The 19037-nt window shown below is 38.6% G+C and carries 18 protein-coding genes; 13 read left to right on the top strand and 5 right to left on the bottom strand.

Annotation, left to right across the window (positions count from 1 at the left end):
• Positions 1–316: 316 nt before the first annotated feature.
• Positions 317–550, bottom strand: coding sequence for a hypothetical protein (locus tag ACTHRG_RS08025; protein ID WP_076256821.1), 234 nt, complete (start codon positions 548–550; stop codon positions 317–319).
• 168 nt (positions 551–718) lie between these two features.
• Here ACTHRG_RS08025 and ACTHRG_RS08020 point away from each other — a divergent pair, with 168 nt between their 5' ends.
• The 5 genes from ACTHRG_RS08020 to ACTHRG_RS08000 all read left to right on the top strand — a co-directional run bounded on the left by ACTHRG_RS08020 (position 719) and on the right by ACTHRG_RS08000 (position 6641).
• Entirely contained in the window at positions 719–2161 is a 1443-nt protein-coding gene (locus ACTHRG_RS08020; protein ID WP_076256823.1) for a spore germination protein, read from the top strand.
• Positions 2162–2198: 37 nt separating this feature from the next.
• Positions 2199–3281, top strand: coding sequence for a GerAB/ArcD/ProY family transporter (locus ACTHRG_RS08015; RefSeq protein ID WP_440230987.1), 1083 nt, complete (start codon positions 2199–2201; stop codon positions 3279–3281).
• 14 nt (positions 3282–3295) lie between these two features.
• Positions 3296–4426: a Ger(x)C family spore germination protein gene (locus ACTHRG_RS08010; RefSeq protein ID WP_076256824.1), complete on the top strand. Its 1131-nt coding sequence runs from the start codon at positions 3296–3298 to the stop codon at positions 4424–4426.
• A gap of 656 nt (positions 4427–5082) precedes the next feature.
• On the top strand, positions 5083–6057 hold the full coding sequence (locus ACTHRG_RS08005; protein WP_440230986.1) for a proline dehydrogenase family protein: 975 nt from the start codon (positions 5083–5085) through the stop codon (positions 6055–6057).
• Positions 6058–6176: 119 nt separating this feature from the next.
• Positions 6177–6641: a GNAT family N-acetyltransferase gene (locus tag ACTHRG_RS08000; protein ID WP_076256828.1), complete on the top strand. Its 465-nt coding sequence runs from the start codon at positions 6177–6179 to the stop codon at positions 6639–6641.
• A gap of 33 nt (positions 6642–6674) precedes the next feature.
• On the opposite strand, the gene ACTHRG_RS07995 is transcribed toward ACTHRG_RS08000, so the two are convergent.
• Both ACTHRG_RS07995 and ACTHRG_RS07990 read right to left on the bottom strand, forming a co-directional pair.
• Complete coding sequence (locus ACTHRG_RS07995) at positions 6675–7460, bottom strand: endonuclease/exonuclease/phosphatase family protein (RefSeq protein ID WP_076256830.1); 786 nt, start codon at positions 7458–7460, stop codon at positions 6675–6677.
• Positions 7461–7462: 2 nt separating this feature from the next.
• Positions 7463–9103 (bottom strand): PTS transporter subunit IIBC, encoded by a 1641-nt coding sequence (locus tag ACTHRG_RS07990; protein WP_440230984.1) that lies wholly within the window; start codon positions 9101–9103, stop codon positions 7463–7465.
• 493 nt (positions 9104–9596) lie between these two features.
• On the opposite strand from ACTHRG_RS07990, the gene ACTHRG_RS07985 reads away from it, so the two are divergent.
• From ACTHRG_RS07985 to ACTHRG_RS07965, 5 genes are all read left to right on the top strand, one after another.
• On the top strand, positions 9597–10451 hold the full coding sequence (locus ACTHRG_RS07985; protein ID WP_440230982.1) for a MurR/RpiR family transcriptional regulator: 855 nt from the start codon (positions 9597–9599) through the stop codon (positions 10449–10451).
• Positions 10452–10501: 50 nt separating this feature from the next.
• Positions 10502–11884: a YjiH family protein gene (locus ACTHRG_RS07980; protein WP_440230981.1), complete on the top strand. Its 1383-nt coding sequence runs from the start codon at positions 10502–10504 to the stop codon at positions 11882–11884.
• A 35-nt stretch (positions 11885–11919) separates the two neighbouring features.
• On the top strand, positions 11920–12726 hold the full coding sequence (locus tag ACTHRG_RS07975; protein ID WP_440230980.1) for a GNAT family N-acetyltransferase: 807 nt from the start codon (positions 11920–11922) through the stop codon (positions 12724–12726).
• Positions 12727–12744: 18 nt separating this feature from the next.
• Complete coding sequence (gene menC / locus ACTHRG_RS07970) at positions 12745–13854, top strand: o-succinylbenzoate synthase (RefSeq protein WP_440230979.1); 1110 nt, start codon at positions 12745–12747, stop codon at positions 13852–13854.
• A gap of 211 nt (positions 13855–14065) precedes the next feature.
• The gene (locus ACTHRG_RS07965) at positions 14066–14974 is read left to right on the top strand and encodes a COX15/CtaA family protein (protein ID WP_440230978.1); all 909 of its coding nucleotides are present in this window, start codon (positions 14066–14068) and stop codon (positions 14972–14974) included.
• A 50-nt stretch (positions 14975–15024) separates the two neighbouring features.
• Here ACTHRG_RS07965 and ACTHRG_RS07960 read toward each other — a convergent pair whose 3' ends face one another.
• Together ACTHRG_RS07960 and ACTHRG_RS07955 are read right to left on the bottom strand one after the other, a co-directional pair.
• Positions 15025–15150, bottom strand: a complete 126-nt coding sequence (locus ACTHRG_RS07960) for a hypothetical protein (RefSeq protein WP_258750025.1) — start codon at positions 15148–15150, stop codon at positions 15025–15027.
• Between the two features lie 81 nt (positions 15151–15231).
• Entirely contained in the window at positions 15232–15426 is a 195-nt protein-coding gene (locus ACTHRG_RS07955; RefSeq protein WP_076256841.1) for an alpha/beta-type small acid-soluble spore protein, read from the bottom strand.
• A 268-nt stretch (positions 15427–15694) separates the two neighbouring features.
• On the opposite strand from ACTHRG_RS07955, the gene ACTHRG_RS07950 reads away from it, so the two are divergent.
• The 3 genes from ACTHRG_RS07950 to ACTHRG_RS07940 are packed head-to-tail and all read left to right on the top strand — an operon-like array spanning position 15695 to position 18710.
• Positions 15695–16963 carry an ammonium transporter gene (locus ACTHRG_RS07950; RefSeq protein WP_076256843.1) on the top strand — a complete coding sequence of 423 codons (1269 nt, stop codon included), beginning with the start codon at positions 15695–15697 and terminating at the stop codon, positions 16961–16963.
• 35 nt (positions 16964–16998) lie between these two features.
• The gene (locus ACTHRG_RS07945; RefSeq protein WP_440230976.1) at positions 16999–17982 is read left to right on the top strand and encodes a DUF294 nucleotidyltransferase-like domain-containing protein; all 984 of its coding nucleotides are present in this window, start codon (positions 16999–17001) and stop codon (positions 17980–17982) included.
• Positions 17982–18710: an exonuclease domain-containing protein gene (locus tag ACTHRG_RS07940; RefSeq protein ID WP_440230973.1), complete on the top strand. Its 729-nt coding sequence runs from the start codon at positions 17982–17984 to the stop codon at positions 18708–18710. The genes ACTHRG_RS07945 and ACTHRG_RS07940 overlap by 1 nt, the downstream gene beginning before the upstream one ends.
• Positions 18711–19037: the final 327 nt, after the last annotated feature.

The following is a 19037-nucleotide window of genomic DNA, read 5'->3' as shown; positions in this document are numbered from 1 at the left end:
CTAGAAGTGTCCAAGCAATTAGTACAAGTACGAAACTTCCTTGATTAAGTAAAACAACTATGTTTAATTTCCCTTTTTGCATTTTTTTCTTCATATTTGTTCAGCAATTCTGCTTTGTTTATTTAAAAATCATCATCTTAATTTAAGCATAAATGACAAACCAAGATGTTCCACTGGCCCGTTTGCTGAACAAGAATTTCTACATCTCGTACAGGATCTTTGATTATACTTTTCAAAGCCATAAAAGGACTACTTCTTAATTAATAGTTCAAAAATAAATTATAAAGCCCTTCTCAATTGAGAGGGGCTTTATAATTTATAAATGGTCCGATGGAGCGTTTTTATTTTCAATAAACCACCCGGCACCTATTTTGGTGATTTTACATCCGGGATACTGCTTTTCTAATCTTTTTCTTTCCTTCTTTTCCTTGATCTCCTTTTCAACCTCTGCGCGTTTTACATTTTCCATGGTTTCTTCCATTGATGCACCTGCTTTAACAAATCCTAACCTTGGCACGTAAACAGCTGAAAATTTGTCGCCAACCTTCATTTATACACTCCCTTTCACCTAAATATCAGGCAAATAGGCTGAAAGTCCTTGTGACTAATTTGTGAAAAATTTCAAATAATATCAATGTTTTAACCCAAGTTTCAATGTTGCGTATAAATTCTTCCCAGAAACAAAAACTAAAAGAAATGAGTAAAGGGTAGGTCACAAATGAAAAGCAAAAATGACTTCCTAGATTATCAGGAAATAAGAACCGTGCTTAATGACTCGCCAGATTTGATGTGTAGAAAAATGGAATTGGGAAGGCAAACTATTCAAATCGTTTTTATGAAGAATTTAATTAATCAGGAAGTCCTAAATGAATATGTTATTAAATACATGCAAACAATTCCAGAAAAACACTTAAATTACACTTATTTGGTTAATAACATACCAATTGAGGAAATAAAAACTGAAATCGAAAAGAATGAGTTCATCTCATCTCTTTTAAAAGGATTTTCTTATATTTATTTCTTAAATGAGAAAAAAGGTTTTATGGTAAATTGCAATAATACTCTTGAAAGATCAATTGAGAAGGCAGAAACAGAATCATTAGTATATGGACCTAAGATATCCTTTACAGAGTCATTATCATCAAATATCAAGATTATCAGGCAAAACCTTAATGATTATAATTTGTGTACTGATAGCTTAACAATTGGGGAACGTGTTAAGAAGGAAGTAAGAATCGTATATATAAAAGATATAGCAAATGATGAAACACTAAATAACCTTAAAGAAAGATTAGAAAAAATAAAACCAGATAATATTAATGACAGTTCAGTTTTAGCGCAATGCCTAGAAGACGATCACTATACATTTTTTCCGCAGCTTCTATTAACAGAATTACCCGATCGATTTATTTACTCGATTTTGAACGGAAGAATTGGTGTATTTATGGATGGCAGTCCAGTAGCTATTATTGGGCCAGCTAACTTTTTTTCGTTCTTTGAATCAACAGAAGATATCTATTTAAGATGGTCGCTAAGTACATTTATACGATTTACTCGAATTTTTGCTATGATAGTATCTTTATTTTTAACTGCATTCTATGTAGCTACAATGACCTATCATTTTGAACTGATACCTTCTAAATTGTTGATTATAATAGGAGAATCGCGCTCACAAGTTCCTTTTCCACCTTTATTAGAAGCTCTTTTACTTGAATTATTAATTGAATTACTTAGAGAAGCTGGTGCACGACTCCCTTCTAAAGTAGGTCAAACAATGGGGATTGTTGGAGGAATTGTTGTAGGCCAAGCTACAGTTGAGGCAGGATTAACAAGTAATATTTTAATTATTATAGTTGCCTTCAGTGCACTAGGGGCTTTTCTGGCTCCTATTTATGAAATGGGTACTGCGATTCGGATAGCAAGATTTCCATGTATTATTTTGGCTGGTTTATGGGGTTTGAATGGGATTATGATTAGTGTTTGTATACTAATGGTTCATTTGTTAAAGCTTACGTCTTTAAATAAGCCCTATCTTGCGCCATTATATCCGTTCAGAAAGGAGGATTTAAAATACTTTCTATTTCGGCTCCCCCACCATTTTTATACCAAACGCCCTGTAGTCAATCGCCCAAAAGATACAATTCGAATAAGGGAGAGGTAATAAAAAGTTCAAATTCACATGAAATTTGAGGTGGAAAATGAAGTCAAATACCATTGTCAATGCCTTTATGGCCTTTTTTATTATACACACATCTCAATTTGGTATGGGTATCCTTGGAGCTCCAAGAATCGTGTACTTAGAATCTAAGAAAGATGCCTGGATTTCGGTTTTACTGTCTGGTATAGCAATTAGCTTTATAACTTGGATAATGATATCCATACTTAAACAGAATGAAAATCGTACGCTATTTGAAATACATGAAAATTTATTTGGACGTATGTTTGGCAGCATCATTAATGTCGTAATTGTCGTTTACTTTATGGCAGTTCATTATTCAATCACCATAAGTTATGTTGAACTATCACTTACGTGGGGTTATGAAGGTCTCTATGAATGGGTCGGTGTCCTGTCATTAGTTTTGATAACAATTTATGGTGTGTCTGGCGGATTCAGAGTTGTTGCTGGTATTTGTTTTTTATCTTTTATTATTGTCATATGGATGTTATTCGTATTGTATCAACCTCTTCAAAGTTTAAATCTCGATAGAATATTACCCATTTTATCGACTAGGCCGACTGAAATTATGAATGGAGTCTACAAAAGTAGCTATACAATGTTGGGCTTCGAGGCGTTACTTTTTCTTTTTCCATTTTTCAAGGAGAAAAAAAAGGTCCACTTATACAGTCAACTGGCAATATGGTTTACAACATTTCTTGTTTTAATCATTACCATTTTCTCTATATTGTTTTTTAGCTCAAAAGAATTAGAGTTAAATATCTGGCCATTTGTCAGCATTATCAGTACTATGCGTTTTCCGTTTATTGAGCGCTTTGAATTTATAGTAGTTCCAATATGGATAATCGTAATTTTTCCTAACTTGTGTATATCGTTATTTTTATCTTCCAATGGTGTTAAACAGATTTTTCGCATAAAGCAGAAATATGGAATATGGATAATTTCAATTATCATTTTTATCTGCAGTTTTTTTATCACCAAAAGAGTTGATAATGATTATTTTATAGATAAAGTTGCTCAAATTGGATTTTATTTATGGTTTGTATACCCTGTAGTTTTATATGGCATCATTACCATTAAATCAAAAATCGTTGGTCGTTCATAAGGGGAGTTGAAATAATGAAATTAAGATTCTTTATTTTGGTTTGTACCCTTATCTGTACTTCATGTGTCCCTCCAAGCAAAATAATCGAGATGCAGGGTATTTCAACTATTCTTGGTTTCGACTTACTGGATGATGAGACTTACAAAGGCACAATAAGTCTTTTGCAATTTGACGGTTCACAGGGAAAGACAAGTACTACCATTTCTGCTGAGGGTTCTACCAGTAAAGAAATTCGACAAAGGCTGGAGCAGCAAACAAGCCATGACATTTCCTCTGGACAATTAAGAACCATCTTATTTGATAAAAAAATGGCTGAGGAAGGGATATTTTCATTTCTTGATACGATGCTAAGAGACACCAGCATAAATCCCCTCATATTCTTAGCGATCACAGAAAAATCGGAGGAAACGATAAATAGTAAAGAATATGAAGAGTTTCCTGAAATGGGTTCCTATATGTATCAGTTACTGGACAAACATGAGAAAAAAGAAATGTTAATAAACTCTAACTTGCATGACTTTGTTTCCGCATTATATGAGAGTGGCATTGATCCTACGCTGCCTATTATAAAAAATATTAAAGGTGAAGCACCTTTTATAGAAGCAGTAGCATTATTCAGGGATGATAAAATGGTTGGTTCTATTTCTTTAATCAAAACCTTCTACATAAAATTATTCACTAACAAAAATGCTTTCTTAGGGGATTTAACCTTAACGATACCTTCTGATAAATTAGAGAAAACTGGAGTACTTATCTCTGAGAATGCAGAAAATGAAAAGTATAAAATTACCTTACACCCTATCAATTATCGCGGGAAAATTGAGGTAGTTAATAATGAAATAGTAAACTTAAACGCGTCTATTTCAGTTTCAATATTAGAAACTCAGCCATCTACTTCCATAATTGATAAAGAATCAACAAGAAAATTAGAGCGCTTGATTGGTGAAGAACTTAATAATGAATTCGAGAAAATTCTTGAGGAATTAAAAATCTTAGAAACAGATCCCATAGGAATTGGAAGAAAAATAAAAAGTTTAAGGAAATATTCTCATTTAAGCAATGGAGAATTAAGTGAGAAGTATTCTGCAGTAAAGATAAAGCCAAATATAACTGTAGAAATTAAGCGGCCAGGAGCAGTTAATTAGGAAAAAAATTCGTTCCGACCCCAAACCGACCCCAAACTTGGAATTCAATGGTTTATGACTAATCAAATTGAATAAAATAAAAAACGCCAAACCCTTGATATACATGGGTTTCGCGCTTTTCTTTTGTAGCATCCCAATCGAGATTCGAACAAACGACTACAGCTCAGGAGGCAGACTATGATCTATCATTAATTTAATTTTACCATGAGTACATATTTATTAGGCAACTGTTATTATGTATTATTCAGGACTGGCAAGAGAGGTCTAAATTATGGGGTTGTTGACGAATTGTTGACGAACACGGTCAACAACGGTCTTTTTTAGACCTAAAGGAACAAACTTCATACCTTCTAAATCCTTAATATGCAAGGGATATTCAATAATAACTTTATTGCTTCCGTGACTGTTTGCTACTTTGACAGGGTAGAGGTCCCTGGTTCGAACCCAGTCGGAATCATACTTAAAGTGCTTGGCTGTAACTGCCCAGGCACTTTTTTGTGCATCTGGATAGGGTCTTTTTGAGCTGGAATTTCCTCCGATGTTTTAACGAAACAGTGATAGGGAATCGTTAAAATATAAAAATTCACAAAATAATTTTTATTGAAAATCTATGCTATAATTTTATTGTGAAATTACAAGAGTTAGGGGATATTTCTATGTTGAAAGATCTGTTTATAGGCCTTTCCCAAAACGAATTTCTGAATAGTGCCGCAAAGAAATATGGATTGAAACTAGGCGCGCAGAATGTAGTTGCTGGGACAAATCTATATGAAGCAATTCAGAGCATAAAAGAGCTTAATGCTCATGGCATCTCTTGTACTGTCGATAACCTCGGGGAATTTGTTTATAAAAAAGAAGAGGCGGCAGAAGCGAAAAAACAAATTATAGAAGTGATAGAGGCCATTCATGCAAATCAGGTGGATGCACATATCTCTTTAAAGCCTTCTCAATTAGGTCTTGATATTGACTACTCTTTCTGCCTTGAAAATGTCAGGGAGATAGTAGAGAGAGCAAGCCGTTATGGTATTTTTGTGAATATGGATATGGAAGACTCCAAGCGTTTGCAGCCTTCCTTTGACATTTTGGATGAATTATCCAAAGAATACAATAACTTCGGTACAGTTATTCAGGCATATTTCCTGGATGCAGAAGAAGATCTGAAGAAATATCAGAACTTCCGGCTGCGGATTGTAAAAGGAGCTTACAAAGAGCCTGAAGAAATTGCTTATCAGGACAAAAATGACATTGACGCTAACTTTATAAAATTAATAGAATGGCATTTGCTGAATGGCAAATTCACGTCAATTGCAACACATGACCATAATGTAATTAATCATGTAAAAGATTTTGTAAGGGCTAACAATATTCCTAAAGATAAATTTGAATTCCAAATGCTCTATGGCTTCCGCAAGGATATGCAGCTGAAGCTTGCTGGTGAAGGCTATAATTTCTGCACATATGTTCCTTTTGGACATGACTGGTATGGCTACTTCATGAGACGCCTGGCAGAACGGCCGCAGAACTTAAACCTTGTGGCCAAGCAGGTATTTACCAAGAAAACAAATACTGTCATTGGTGTTGCAGCAGGAGCTTTCTTATTAGGCAGATTGACAAAGAAACGGAAAAAATAATAATGCAGGAGCCTCCCTATAAATTTTAGTGGGAGGCTTTTTATCTTTTTATAAAGGAATTCTTGGCTATGGATGCGAATTTATTTTGAGTAATGATTTGGAAAGAGAGGAAAGATGACATGGATTTACAACTGAAACCTGTTACAGAGAAAAATTTTTTTGAGGTTATTAATTTGAAATCTGAAGAAGAGCAGGAAAAGAAGTTTCAAATTTTCGAAAGGTTTGTCGGTTCCAATGCTTTTTTCATTGCTCTGGCTTCAGTCAATGGCTGGACATGTAAAGCTATATACGATAGCGAATCATTAATTGGCTTTGCGACTCATGGTCTGGATAAAGAGCATGGCCGATATGAACTTGTCAGTCTGATGCTTGGACATCAATTTCAGGGGAAGGGCTATGGCATACCGGCAATTGAACTTGTAATTGAGGAAATGAAAGAGAAATATGGGTGCCATGAAATCTACCTATCTGTCATCAGGGAGAACGAGCCGGCTATTCGTGTATATGAGAAAGTTGGTTTTGAACCGACAGGTGAGGTTTTTCAGGCCTTTCATCCGGAACCTATCTATAAGTTAAAAGTGTAAAAAGCCCCTGACTGAATTGTCAGGGACTTTTGCTTATATTTCAATTTCCACACCATAATGATCTGAAATGATGGGTTTGTTTGTGCCATTAAAAATAACTCGGGAATATTTTGGATGGATCGGATACGATGATAAAATCAAGTCGATGCGCATCTCATGTTTATTTTCGTCCCAGCCGGCAATTTTGCCTTTAACCGTCACTCCTGAATCCTGCTTGTCTGCTAATTCAAAAGTGTCATAAAGCCCTTTGTCAATGAGAAAGTCATAACCTTCATTGCGGACATACGCCGAGCTGTTGAAATCACCCATAAAAATGGCGGGTTCATCTTTAGATGCATGTGCAAGAAGAGATTCAGCCTGAAATTTAAAGGATTCTTCTTCATCATCCCACCAGCCAAGGTGACAAGAATAAAAGGTAATTGGTCTGTTTTTGTAAACTAATTTAACGCCAATAATTTTTCGTGTCTTCCAGTGTGCCTGGTCTTTATTTTGGGTAATAAAGAAGGAAAAATCCTCCTTTATTTCATGCTTTGTCAATATGGCAAGACCCTCTTCATATATATCATAGCCAATATGTGAGAAATCCCATTTAAAAACGTAATCTTCCACACCTATTTTTCTCAATTCTTCAATTAACAGCAGTGCATAGTTATCTTTTTTGATATGGCCATCTATTAAAGGGGCTTTGATATGCTGGCTGACTTCCTGCAGAGCGATGACATCATAGCGGTTCTCCTTAATAGCCTCAGCAAGAATTTTAATTTTTTCCAGCTGCTGTTCCTCCTGCCATGAGTGACAGTTTAGAGTTAATAATTTCATTGTTAAGCTCCCAAAAGGTCTTGGATATCAGATTTAAGGACATCTGCTTTTGGTCCATAAATTGCTTGAACGCCTTTGTCCTTAACGATAAGACCTAAAGCTCCATTCTTCTTCCATTCCTGTTCATCAGCAACTGATGCAGTGTCCTTTACTGTGACACGCAAGCGGGTCATACAGGCATCAACGTCTTCAATATTTTCTTTTCCGCCTAATAATTTGATTAACACAGGAGCTAGTGAATTTTTCTTGACTGAAATATCTGAAGATGAAGCAGTATTTTCTTCTTCAATATAGTTTCCATTGCGTCCTGGTGTAGGGAAGTTAAATTTTCTGATCATAAAATTGGCAACCCAAAAGTTTAGTCCGAAGAATACCAGGCAGGCAATTACAAAGTTTACAAGATCCAGCCATAAACCAGCTTTTATAATCATTGGTGTTCTTGTAATCAATTCAATGATCCCAAAAGAATGAACACGGATATTAATAATATCAACGACTGCAAATGCCAGACCTGTCATAACTGCATACACGATATAAAGAAGTGGAGCAGCAAACATGAACATAAATTCAATCGGTTCTGTTACTCCAGTTAAGAATACTGCCAAACCGGCGGAGAAGAACATCGATTTGTATTTCTTCTTTTTCTCAGGATCTACATTGCGGTACATTGCAAGCGCAATTCCCAATAAGGCAGCAGCGGACAGAATCATTTGGCCTACTTTAAAGCGGGCAGGGGTAACGTCATTCAGCAATTGCTTATAGCTTTCTGTATCTCCTGCAGCCAAAAAGTTATTCAGGTCGGCAATCCATGCAAGCCATAGGGGATCTTGTCCAGCGACCGTTGAACCTGCGTTAGAGCCTGTCAGGATTTTGTAAGTTCCGCCGAGCTCTGTATAATTAATTGGGACTGTCAGCATATGATGCAATCCAAATGGAAGAAGCAATCTTTCCAGTGCGCCAAAAACAAATGGAGCGATAACTGGTGCTGTATTCCGTGATGTAGCAATCCATTGTCCGAAATCATTTAATAATCCTTGAATGAATGGCCATACAATTGATAAGACCAAGGCTGCTGCAACAGAGCCGCCGATTACAGTGAAGGGTACAAATCGCTTTCCATTGAAAAAGGAAAGTGAATTTGGCAATTTATCATAGTTATAATACTTGTTAAATAAATTTGCGCCAAGAAAACCTGAAATAATCCCGACGAATACTCCCATATTTAATGCGGGTGCGCCTAAAACAGAAGTGAAATAGTCCGGGACAATGAGATCTTGTCCAAACAGGGATTTTACCGTGGCCTCGGAATTACCTAACATGTCGGATTTTACACCGAATATGGCGCCTGTAATTCTATTAATCAGAATGAAAGCAATAAGAGCTGCAAACGCTCCGCCTGCACGTTCCTTAGCCCAGGAACCGCCAATTGCAACTGCAAATAAGATATGAAGATTTGTTATAATGGCCCAGCCGATATCCTCGAGAACTCGTGCAATCGCTTGCACAAATGCTATGTCAGTACCTGTCATGCCAACAAGCTTGCCAAGTGAAATCATAATACCTGCAGCTGGCATTACGGCCACTACTACAAGTAATGCCTTGCCAAACTTTTGCCAGAAATCAAAAGAAAATAATTTTTTCATTGTTCTTCTCTCCCTTATTGTATGGGCTTTCATTAAATGGACTAAAAAAGCATTTCCATAATTTCACGAAAAAAAATTTCGATGAATGCATGAATCTTTTCTATGAAAATACTATTTAGCTTTATTATTATCTTAAAATAACACGGGCAGAAAAATGATGCAACCGTTTGCGTAAAATTGTTTTAGACGTTTAAGAATATCGAAAGGTATCTATTGATAGATATTTTTTAAGTCATCCATCTAGAAGGAAATGTGGTTTTATGCATAAAAATAAATTTTTATTTTTAAAAATACATTTTTCTCTTGCTAAAGAAGTATTTCATCCTTTAGAATTTACTAAAAGAAGGATTACCTTCACATAAAAGAGTGGATTACTAAACGAAATATAAATAAAAATAATTTTGAATAGTGTAAAATCTTCTTGTTTGAGAAGCATTTCATGCTTTATAATTTGCGTAAGAAGTTTTTCCTTCACTATTCATGAGGAGTCGGCATGGATAAGAAAACAATGAACCAGATGATTAAAGAAAGCTATTCATCCCTCTCGCCAGGACAGAGGAAAGTAGCTGAATTTATTATGGAGCATGCTAATGAGGCGGTGTTGTTAACCGCATTTCAAGTTGGCAGAAATGCAGGAGTCAGTGAGACAACGGTCATTCGGCTTGCGTATGCACTGGGGTTCAGCGGTTATTCCCAAATGCAGGAACAAATCAGAAAAGACTGGCTAGCCGGGAAACAGCAGGCTGCAGAAGAAAATGACTCTTACATAATAAATGCAGCGAAAGAGAACCTGTTTAAGAGAGTCATTGATCAAGAGAGGAAAATACTTCGGCAATTGCTTGATCAGGTTGATGAAAGAGAGCTTTGGAAAGCAATTGATGCCTTAATTCAGGCAGACAGGGTTTATATTGGGGGGTTTGGCAGCTCATTTGCGGCCGCATACTGGTTCTATTACACTCTTAAACAAATGAGGATAAATGTTTATATCTCAGGCCCTCACGGTTTTCTTCCTGAGGATTTGTGTGATTTGACAGAACAGTCAGCAGTTGTCATTTTTTCTTTCCCTCGCTATCGAAAGGAAACCATAAAGCTGGCCTCATTCGCTGAGAGGAAGGGCTCCAGGATGATAGCCATTACAGACCGGCAGCTTTCGCCGATCGGGCAGATGGCTGCAGTCACACTTACTACTGATGAACTAATGGATACCGGACATCATTCAATTGCATCGGTTATTAGTTTACTGGAAGTGCTGATCGCGGGTATCGATGAACAGGATCGTGAAAGGATTGCCAAGAGACAGCAGGAACTGGAAATCTTATACGCTGATCAGGAGTTATTTGTTGAATAAAGCTGAACAGCAGGGGTGTTAAAAACAGAGTAATAAAAGGGGGCATACGAATGAGCAGTCTTTCAAAGAAATTCATTCAGCAGGAGGAAAGGGAAGCCTACACAGCCGGGGACTATTTAAAATTTTTAATTCCTTCTCTGATCGGGGTTTTACTATTTATGGTGCCGATTCAAGGAGAAGATGGGATTACGATCCCGGTTGCATATTTAGCAAATCAAATTAACGGGCTGCTGGGTGCTTCCATACCTGCGATTACTGTTACTATAATGGCTCTATCAGTTATTGGTTCACTGATAACAGCAGTTTTTAAACCGGGCTTTATCTTAAACAGCCCTTATTTGAACAAATTGCTAAATGTAAGTAAATTTTGGGTAGCAGCCCGTTTGCTTGGAACAGTTTTTGCTATTATTACTTTATTTGAGATTGGTCTGGAACCAGTATATTCAGAGAACACTGGCGCACTCTTAATCTATGATCTAATTCCGATCCTGTTTACTACCTTTCTTCTGGCAGGTTTATTGCTGCCGCTTTTATTAAATTTTGGCCTGCTCGAATTTTTTGGTGCATTATTGATTAAAGTGATGAGACCTGTTTTTAAGCTGCCGGGACGTTCTTCGCTTGATTGTCTGGCATCATGGGTAGGTGATGGAACAATTGGAGTCCTGCTAACGACAAAACAATATGAAGAAGGATATTATACAAAGCGGGAGGCGGCAGTTGTTGCAACTACCTTCTCGGTTGTTTCCATAACGTTTACGATTGTCATTATTCAATATTTAAATTTAGAGCAATATTTCATACATTACTATTTAACGATTATCCTTGCTGGTCTGGTGGCAGCTGTAGTAATGCCGCGGATTCCGCCATTGTCCAGAAAAGCCGATACTGCTTATGAAGGAACAGTGATGAAAGAGGAAACTTCTATTCCTTCACATACTACACCTGTTAAATGGGGATTAAATAATGCTATTAAGAAAGCGCGTACAAATAATAGTGCTGGTGCTGTTGTAAAAGAAGGTTTGGAGAATGTTTTAGACATGTGGATGGGAGTTCTGCCGATTGTTATGGCAATTGGAACGGTTGCCCTGGTGATTGCTGAATTCACCCCGGCTTTTACGATTCTTGGCAAGCCGTTTGAGCCAATCCTGGCTCTAATGCAAATTCCGGAAGCGGCAGAAGCGGCCCAGACAATGGTGGTTGGATTTGCAGACATGTTCCTTCCGGCAGTCATCGGCAGCGGCATTGAAAGTGAAATGACGAGATTTGTCATTGCCTGTGTCTCTGTAACACAGCTCGTTTACATGTCTGAAATGGGCGGCCTGCTTTTAGGGTCAAATCTCCCTGTCAGCATAAAGGATTTAATTCTTATATTCCTTCTCCGTACTATTATTACGCTGCCGATTGTAGCTGCTGTAGCTCATATTATATTTTAGGGGCTTTATCGCAATTTTAGGGAAAGGGGAAGGTTATGAAGCAAGTAGCATTAACATCACTGGCCATTAAAAACCTTCACACAGTTAAGGATCTCGAAGCAGTATACGAACTTGAAGCAAGAATATGGAGTGTGGAAGAAGCTGTGCCGGTTAATCATACAGTTGCAACGGTTAAAAATGGAGGGTTTGTGTTAGGTGCGTTCCTGGGAGAGGAACTGGTCGGTTTTCAATACAGCTTTCCCGGCTTTGACGGCACAAAGGTATATCTGTGCTCCCACAGCCTGGGGATTCACCCGGAGTACCGGGCGCTGGGGATTGGAGAAAAGCTGAAAAATGCGCAAAAACAGACTGCACTTAAGAAAGGCTATGATCTCATTTCCTGGACATACGACCCTCTTGAAACTGTAAATGCCAATCTCAATCTTCATAAGCTCGGGGCTGTATGCACTCAATATATAGAAAATGCTTATGGTGAAATGTCAGACCATATGAATGCAGGCATACCATCTGATCGATTTTTAGTGGAGTGGCGAATTCAGGATGATTTTCCTGAACGCCGATGGTCTGCTGAAGTTCTGCCAAGGGCAATAGAAACAGGGGCCGCTGATGGTTTGGCAGTCCCTGAAAAAGTAAATTTAGACTATGAAAATAAAAAAATTCTTATACCTGTCCCAGGTAATTTTCAGGACATAAAAAAGCGGGATTTTGAATTGGCTCTGAAATGGAGAAAGAGCACGAAAGAAGCATTTGCTCATTATCTCAGCAAAGGCTGGATTGTAACAGATCTTATAAAGCACGAGGCTGCGGAAAACCAATACTTATATCTCTTGGAAAAGGGATAATGCCGGGAGAATGGGAAAATGGAAATTAAAAGCATCATTTTAAGGCACGTGAAAATGGAGCTGCTGAATCCGTTTACTACAAGTGTCGGAACAGAAGTGGATAAGGACTTTATTCTGGTTGAAGTAAAATCAAAAAGCGGGCAGTCCGGCTGGGCGGAGTCGGTTTCCATTATGGAGCCAATCTACAATGAAGAAACAGTTAAAACAAATTGGCATATTATGAGTGATCATTTAATACCGGTCCTTTTTGCATCAGAGATTCGTCACCCTGATGATGTTTCAGAGGCTTTCAGGCCAATCAGGGGAAATTTTAATGCCAAAGCAGCGCTGGAGGGGGCTGTCTGGGACCTTTATGCAAGGGAGAGAGGGGTCTCGCTCTCAAAAGCTCTGGGCGGAGAAAAGGAAAAAATAGAAGTGGGCGTCAGTGTAGGTATTCAGGAATCAGAAATAAAGATGCTTAAGCAAATTGAAGGATATGTAAATGAAGGCTACCAGCGGATCAAAGTGAAAATTAAGCCTGGCTGGGATGTGCAGATCTTAAAAGCCATCCGTGCCGGGTTTCCTGATATTAAGCTTATGGCTGATGCTAATTGCGCCTATACACTTAATGATATTGGTCACCTTCAAAGGATGGAAGAGTTTAATCTGATGATGATTGAGCAGCCTTTGGATCATGATGATATTATTGACCATGCCAAGCTTCAAAGCCATTTGAATACACCAATTTGCCTGGATGAAAGTATACATACCTTTGAGGATGCCAGAAAGGCGATCGAGCTTGGAAGCTGCAGAATCATAAACTTAAAAATTGGCCGGGTTGGCGGGCTTACAGAGTCAAGGAAAATTCACGACCTTTGCAGAGATCATAACATTCCGATGTGGTGCGGCGGAATGCTTGAAGCTGGAATAGGACGTGCACATAATATAGCCATAACTTCCCTATCCAATTTTACACTTCCGGGTGATACAGCCCCGTCTTCCCATTACTGGAAAGAAGATATCATCGATCCTGAAGTCACTATGGAAGATGGGTTTATATTCGTGCCCCAGGAGCCGGGGATAGGCTATGAGCCTAATCGCTCTAAAATAGAAGATTTAACACTTTACAGCCGGAGTTTTACAAAATAATAACGTGAAACTTCAATCAGTGTGGGTCTTACTGCCCGTTAGACTGCGATTAAAGACCATACAGCGCCAGAGGGAACTCTGGCGTTTTACTGTATGAATTGCAGCTCGCTCCCTATATTTTTATATTGTGATACATATCACCGAAAGTTTGTCGGGGTTCTGATAAACTGATTGCAAAATTTAGAATTTTGCAATATAAGGAGTGTGCAGTTTGAAGGTAAAACGGCTGGCGTTATCGACCATTATTCTTACCTATATTTTAATTGTATTTGGCGGGTATGTCGCATCTTCGGAATCAGGTATGGGGTGCGGACCTGAATGGCCTTTATGCAATGGGATGGTGATCCCGGTATTGGAAGGAGATACATTAATTGAATTTACTCACAGAGTTATTGGTGCAGTACTTGGAATAATGACAGCTGTATTGTACTTTAGAATTCAAAAATCAAATCAGGTGCGGGAACTTGATAAAGCTTCTAAGGTGCTTATTCTGCTTTTATTAGTTCAAATTTTACTGGGGGCAGCTGTGGTTTGGATGGACTTGCCTGCTATAATTGTGTCTGTCCACCTGATGGTAGCGATGGTTTTCCTTGCTGCGCTAATCTGGATCTGGCGACGTGCTGATGAACAGCCATCATGGATTAAAACAAGAAGAGACCGGAGTGTTCAAAACAAATTTAAGACAGTTTTATTACTGCTGCTTGTTACTTTATTTCTAGGTGCTTATATTAAGCATGAATCATTCGGATTGGCCTGCAGCTGGCTTGAATGTACAAATGGCTTTATTCCAGTATTTTTTCCGGAAGTGATTCAGACCGGACACAGGCTTTTGGCAGGAGTTTTGGCCTTTTACATATTTTTTCTTACATATCTTTCATTTAAAAACAGATGGGAGGCTGGATTGCAGAATCGGCTTATGGCTGCCTCCCTGCTGGTTTTAGGTCAAATCTTAATAGGTATCCTCACAATTATAAGCTACATTGAAATATCCTGGGCAGTTCTGCATCTTGCTTTTGGAACAGCATTATTTGCAATTGTTTGTGAGGCTGGAGTATTTGCCTCAAATTCCAGCAGGATCAATAGGTTAGGGGAAAAGAGCAGTAATCCTTATTACGGATAATAGCAATACTCAAAAAAGGCAGTCAGGTGACATGCCTTTTTTGTTTTTTGTTATTTTTGCAGATCTTTTTTAGTAATTTCGCTTCGGATATCTGCTTCTCTTGAGAACTCTGCATCCTGCTTTTTATTATTTGGATATTTGTTTTTTCTTTCGCGGTTGTCATTTTTGTTGGTCATAGGTCTGCCTCCATTGTAATGTGCTGTTTAGGTGAGTGAAAGACCGGCCCTAGGACAGGGCCGGTATCCCAGCAAGCAATCTTACTGATTTTGCTGGTTTTTAAGCTGCTGCTCTGCCATCGCGACAAGTCGCTTTGTCATTTCCCCGCCGACAGAACCGTTTGCTCGTGCGGTTGTATCAGCACCAAGCTGAACTCCAAACTCATTGGCAATTTCCTGTTTCATTTGATCCAATACAGTTCCTGCACCGGGTACCAAAAGTTTGTTTCTTGCCATGATACATCACTCCCGACGATAATTTGAGCAAATAAATGCTCGTTTTTAACTTAACCGATTAAAGAACAGCAGATGCAACTATAAAATTGCCAATCCAAATAATTTCATTATGTAAGGTTTTATAACATAAAAATTATAAATCTTCAAAAAATTTATTGACATCGGTGTAAAAAAGAGTAAAATAAGGATTAAATTTAAATGATGTAAGGAAATATAACATGAATGTAATTATTATCCTTACATTAATAGAAAAAGGGAGGAATTACATTTGGAAGCCACATTTTTAATGAATAGTCTTTGGGTAATGCTGGGAGCCATTTTAGTCATTTTTATGCTTGGTGGTTTCGTTATGCTTGAAGCCGGTTCGACCAGGATGAAAAATGCGGGGCATATTGCCGGTAAAACGATTTTTACCTTTGGTTTATCATCATTGGTATTTTGGGCCATTGGCTTTGGTTTCATTTTCGGCGATGATGCAAATATATTGGTTGGGTTATCAAATTTTTTTTACTCAGGTGCTGAGCTTGAGGGAATGAGCTTATCTTCTTCTGTATTCTTCGTATTTCAGATGGCATTTGCCGGTATTTCCATTACGATTGCATTAGGCGGCTTTGCTGAACGTGCAAAACTTTCCGTTTACCTCATTTTTACCGTACTTTTTTCTGCTATTGTTTATCCTGTCGTCGCACATTGGATTTGGGGAGGAGGCTGGCTTGCTGAACACGGCAAGCAGGACTTTGCTGGTTCAACAGTTGTCCACTTAACGGGTGCTATGGCAGCGTTGGCAGCTACCATTTTACTTAAGCCCCGAATTGGAAAATTTAATAAAGATGGTTCCGCTAACAATATCTATGGCCATAACCAGGTATATACAGCTTTGGGTGTGCTGATCCTGTGGGTTGGCTGGTTTGGGTTTAACGCCGGCAGTACTTTGACTGTGGAAGATGGTTTTTTTGGATTTGTAGCTCTTAACACAAATCTTGCTGCCGGAGCAGGAGCAGTTGCTGCACTGATTATTTCATGGATGGTTATGGGTAAATCCGATGTTCCCACAATGCTTAACGGTGCCCTGGCAGGTCTGGTCGCAATTACGGCTTCCTGTGCTTTTGTTGATACATGGGCGGCTGTTGTCATAGGGTTTGTATCAGGAATCCTTGTATTCTACAGTGTGCGTTTCGTTGAAAAGCGAAAAATCGATGATCCAATCTTTGCTCTATCTGTTCATGGTGCTGCCGGGGTATGGGGAACATTATCTACTGGATTCTTTGCTGCACCTGAATTGGCATCAGTCGGTAAACCTGGGCTGTTTTATGGGGGAGGTTTTGAACAGCTGGGAGTACAGTTTATGGGTGTCGCTGTTTCCGGCCTTTATGCTTTTGCTGTTTCCTTCATAATTTTGGCAGCTGCCAAGAAGGTATTGAATGGACTTCGGGTAACAGAGGAAGAAGAAATTATGGGATTGGATTTAAGTGAACATGGAAGCTATGGATATCCCGAAGTCTTTATGGCTGATGAAAACAAAAAGTTAAGCTCGTAAGCAAGACTGGAGCTTCTTTTAAAGGAAGTGCCTGGATGGAATCAACATTTAACTCTTATCAATCCCTAAAAACGTGGAAAGAGGAACAGATCTTAAAATACCGCTCAGATATCAGCGCTCTGAATGATTTTCACGACATTATCATGAAAGCTGTTATTCGTATGGCGTTGGAAAGAACCAAAAAAATTGAAAGGCCATCCTCATGGAAATTTGCCTGGTTCACAATGGGAAGCTCGGGGAGAAGGGAGCAGGGCTTTCTGAGTGACCAGGATCACGGATTGGTGTTTGAATCAGGGGCTGCTGAAGCGGAAAAGTATTTTTTAGAGCTGGGGGAGGAAGTTTCAAAAGGTTTACAGGCTGTTGGCTATCCATTTTGCGAAGGAAATGTGATGAGCTCTAATCCGCTATGGTGTAAATCACTTTCTGAATGGAAAGAACAAATCCATGCATGGATGCAGGAGGAGAGTCTGCAGACGATCAGGAATCTCCATATTTTCTATGACAGCAGAGTGCTGGCAGGAGAGGAGGAGTATATAGCAGAATTGAAATCCTTTATTCACGTGAATCTCCAAAAAAGCCCGCATCTGCTGACCAGAATGGTGGAGACCAGCATGCATATGAAAAAATCAGTAGGTCCATTTGGCCAGCTTTTGGCAGAGGAAAAGGGAAGCCATCAAGGGGAGCTGGATCTAAAATACGCTGCATTTATACCTTATGTAAATGCGGTAAGAATTCTTGCTGTGAAGGAAGGTATCCTTGACACATCTACTATTGCCCGAATGAATAAGATTATGAACATAAATGGCTATGGGGGATTAGGTAAATATCGAAATAATTTTGCTGTCTTGTTAAAATGGAGGCTTCAGTCATACAGGCAAACAGATGCCTATGATGATACTCACTACATTCAGCTTAAAACCTTATCAATATCAGAGCGAAATGAACTGAAAGATATTTTAAAGGATGCCAAAAAGCTTCATCAATTTGTGGTCAGGACCATTCAAAAGGGTGCAGGTTAATGAAGTTCCATCCTTTTGTCCAATTTGTCAGAGGTATTCAGGGCAAACTTCAGACTAACATGTTAGGTGGAATGAATGGTCAAAATCCGCATCATTTAGCATTTATTAGACAAATGCAGAGGGAGCTGCAGAATGCTGATTTAATGCCTATCCCCTTAGTAAATTTGAATGTGGCTGTCTTTGATATTGAGACAACTGGATTTTATCCGGATAAAGGGGATCAAATTATTTCGATTGGTGCCGTTAAAATTATTAGCGGGAAAGTCAGTGAAGACAGTTTTTATTCACTTGTTCATTTTGATAAGCCTCTTTCAAGTGAAATAAAGGAGCTGACAGGTCTATCTGAGGCTGATTTAGAAAAAGCTCCTCCCCTCTCGGAGGTGTTGATTAGCTTTCTTGAATTTGTAAAGGAAATGCCGCTGGTTGCCCATCATGCGAACCACGAAAAAAGCTTTATGCAGTACAGCAGCTGGAAGCTTTTTCGCACTCCATTCAAGCACAGGATATTAGATACTTCCTTCCTTTATAGGATAACTGATCCTAATAAAGTATTATGGAAATTAGAAGATATCTGTAAATCTTATAACATCCCTGTTAAGGACCGCCATCATGCTCTGGGAGATGCAAAACTGACAGCTTTCCTGTGGTGCTGTTTAATCGAGGGAGTTCATAAATCAGGGTGCTCAAACTTAAAAGAGGTTTACGAGCGCCTGGCCAGGTTAAGGTAACACAAGGAAGGTTGGACGGGAGAAGATGAAGCCAACTGAGGTAACTTCGGACACAAATCAAGGTTAAAGGAAGTTTGAGTCTGAAGCAGGAGGAACTTCGGACACAAATCAAAGGTTAAAGGAGGTTTGAGTCTGAAGCAGGGGCAACTTCGGACAGAAACCTGATTGTTAAGGAGTTTGAGTCCGAACCCCGGTCCAGGCAGTCATAAAAACCCTTCCATTTAATCAAAATCAAAGCCCCAATCACTATGTGATATGCTCCCCTTTAGGTAGACAGATTAAAAAATAAAAATCTGGCTGCTTATGGGGGAGTATTTATTATGTCTA

The organism is Cytobacillus sp. SAFR-174, from assembly GCF_051964675.1.
In the GTDB taxonomy this organism is placed as follows: Bacteria; Bacillota; Bacilli; order Bacillales; family Cytobacillaceae; genus Cytobacillus.
Note: the sequence above shows the minus strand (reverse complement) of the source record. Positions and strands in the feature narration are given on the sequence as shown.